3 protein-coding genes are annotated in these 2,495 nt (G+C 67.1%); all 3 read right to left on the bottom strand.

Annotation, left to right across the window (positions count from 1 at the left end; genetic code table 11):
- On the bottom strand, nt 1-1,124 hold a 1,124-nt coding region (locus tag CBW66_RS28130), incomplete at its 3' end, for an alkaline phosphatase family protein (protein ID WP_086153691.1).
- 100 nt (nt 1,125-1,224) lie between these two features.
- Nucleotides 1,225-1,932 (bottom strand): general secretion pathway protein GspB, encoded by a 708-nt coding sequence (locus tag CBW66_RS28135; protein ID WP_086139652.1) that lies wholly within the window; start codon nt 1,930-1,932, stop codon nt 1,225-1,227.
- A 1-nt stretch (nt 1,933) separates the two neighbouring features.
- The coding region (locus CBW66_RS28140) for a peptidoglycan-binding protein (RefSeq protein ID WP_139843076.1) at nt 1,934-2,495 on the bottom strand (562 nt) is incomplete at its 5' end.

The raw sequence follows: 2,495 nt of genomic DNA on the forward strand, positions 1-2,495 counted from the left end.
GCCAGGGTCAGCACGGCGCCCCCTCCGCTGGCGGCCGCCACGCGCGCGCCCATCTGGGGCAAGCTGCCATCGGCGGCGCGGCAAAAGCGCTGCAGGATGGTTTTGATGATCGACGTGTGATCGTATACCTCATGGCTGACGCTGCCCGGCGAAATCAGCGGCGACACCAGCAGCATGGGCACGCGTACGCCGTACTGGCGAAACGCAGGGTCGTCGTCGATGGCGGGGCCAGGCGGCACATGGTCGAAAAAGCCGCCGTGCTCGTCATAACTGAGGATCAGCAAGGTGCGCGCCCAGGCGGGGCCGCGCGACAGGGCCTGGTAGACCTGCGCCACCAGCGCCTGACCGGCGCGGATGTCGGCCGGCGGGTGGTCGTCGTTTTCAAAGAAATGCGGATCGATCCAGCTAACCGAGGGCAAGGCGCCCGCCAGCGCATCGCCGATGAAGCCATAGCGGCGCGCGCTCGAACCGAACGGTTCGTACAGCTCGGACGAACGGTAATGATCGTCCGTCAGCGCCAGGCTCCAGGGCTTCCAGGCGGAATAAAATTTCCAGCTGACCTGGGCGCGATCCAGGTGGCGCACGAAGGATTTGTTCGTGTACAGGGGCACGCGCTTGCTGTCGCGGCTGCCGGCCGCCTTGCCGCTGATCGCATACAGGCGGTTGGGCCAGGTGGCGCCAGGAACGGAGCTGTGGCAGCGGTCGCAGACGCAGAACTGCTGCGCCAGGAAATCGTACATGGGCAAGTCGGCCGCATTATAGTAACCCATCACCAGGTCGATGTCGGGGTCGCCCGGATGCGTTTGCGCATAGTCGTCGACAAAGCCGCCATTATTGTTTTGCAATTGCTGCGCCACCGACGTGCCCGTATGCGACGGGTCTTGCTGCGGGCCAAAGGCCGTGCGCCGCAAATGGTGCACGGGATAGCGCACGCCCGCATGCACGTTGGCATGACTGGCCTGCAAGCCATCGATATCGGCGCGCCCGCCTTCCAGGCTCAGGTAGCCGAGCATGTGATCAAAGGAACGGTTTTCCATCATCAGCACGACGATATGGTCGATGCGCGCCAGGTTACCCAGGCCATGCGCATCAAAAGCACCTTCACCAGCTGCGGCAGCAATCATCGGAACTCCCCGGCCGCGCACACGGTCGCAGCGACCCTGGTTCGACCAGGCCAAGCCAGTATGGTTCAGCTATGGGGGCCCGGCCTTGATGCATAACAACTCAATACGGCACGCGGTAGCGGTAGCCCTTGAAACTGAAGATGGCCGCTTTCGGCTGCAACTTTTCCAGCACCAGGCCAGGCGCCAGTTCCTCGCCTTCGTGGCGCAAGACCTTGTCGATCAACAATAAACGATCGGCCGGATTTTTCGAGTAGATATAGCCGCCGATGGAGATGGGCGGGATTTGCCGCTGTATCGGCTCGGGCAAGTCGCGCATGCCGGGCACGCTTTCCTCGCCCGCCGGCGTGGGCGCAGGCACCGCCGGAGCCGGGGCCGCCACGGGCGGCGGCGCGGCTTGGCCAGGCCTCTCCTGCGGGGGTTCCGCCACGGGTCTGGCATGGTGCACGGGCGCGGCCGTGGCCGCTGGCGGCACGGGCGTGACTTGCGTGACGGGGGCCGGCGCGGGTACAGATACAGGTAAAGGGACTGCCGGCGGGACGATTGCCGGCATCGGCGCGGGCACATCCTGGGCCAGCACGGCAGGCGCGGCCGCAGGTGCAGCCGTGCCTGCCTGCCAGGGCTGCCAGAACAGCAAGGCGGCGGCCACGGCCACCGTCACGCCGCCCAGCGCCAGCCAGATGGGCGCGCGCCGCCCGGCGCCGGACGCGGCCGCATCGTGCAGCTGCACTTGCGGTGCGTGGATCGAGGGCAACTCGCCCAGTTGGCGCTCGGCCTGCGATTTTTTCAGTGCTTCAAGTATGTAGGACATCTTATTTCCCCGCCACCATCGCCGTCACAGCGGGCGCCGCCACGGCAGGAGCAGCGCTGCTCAGGCGCGGCTCCGCATTGTCACCCAGCTGCATCAGGCGTATATACGTTTTCGGGCCCGCCAGGCCATCGGCCCGCAGGTTCTGGCTTTGCTGGAAAGCGCGCAGCTGGCCTTGCATCTCGGCATCGAGCGGCAGATTGGCGGCCGGCGCCGGCAAGCCCCGCTGTTGCGCCAGCCGCTGCGCCAGCCAATCCACATCGGCGCCGCGCGCGCCCAGCGGCACTTCGTCGCGCCAGCTGCGCGGAGCGCGCCAGAAGGTCGTGAAACTGCCATCGCTGCGCTGCGCGAGCTGAGCCAGCGGCAGGCTTTGCTGTTTGCCATCAAGCATCAAGGTGGCGGTATCATCCTGCAGACGCGTCAGCAGCGCCAGCTGTTCCGCGCCACCCGCAGCGCGCAAGGCCAGCATGGCGGGACGGTCCAGCACGCGCAACTCGGCGATGCCGCCCCGGCTGTGCAGGCAGCGCAGGCCGGCGCGGGCGCCCGCCTGGCAGGCGTCGCCGGCC

The sequence above is a fragment of the Janthinobacterium sp. GW456P genome, from assembly GCF_002127655.1.
Taxonomy (GTDB): Bacteria; Pseudomonadota; Gammaproteobacteria; order Burkholderiales; family Burkholderiaceae_D; genus Janthinobacterium.

Coding starts and splice junctions, on each gene's coding strand:
- CBW66_RS28135 (WP_086139652.1), bottom strand. CDS start 1,932: ATGTCCTACATACTTGAAGCACTGAAAAAATCGCAGGCCGAGCGCCAA.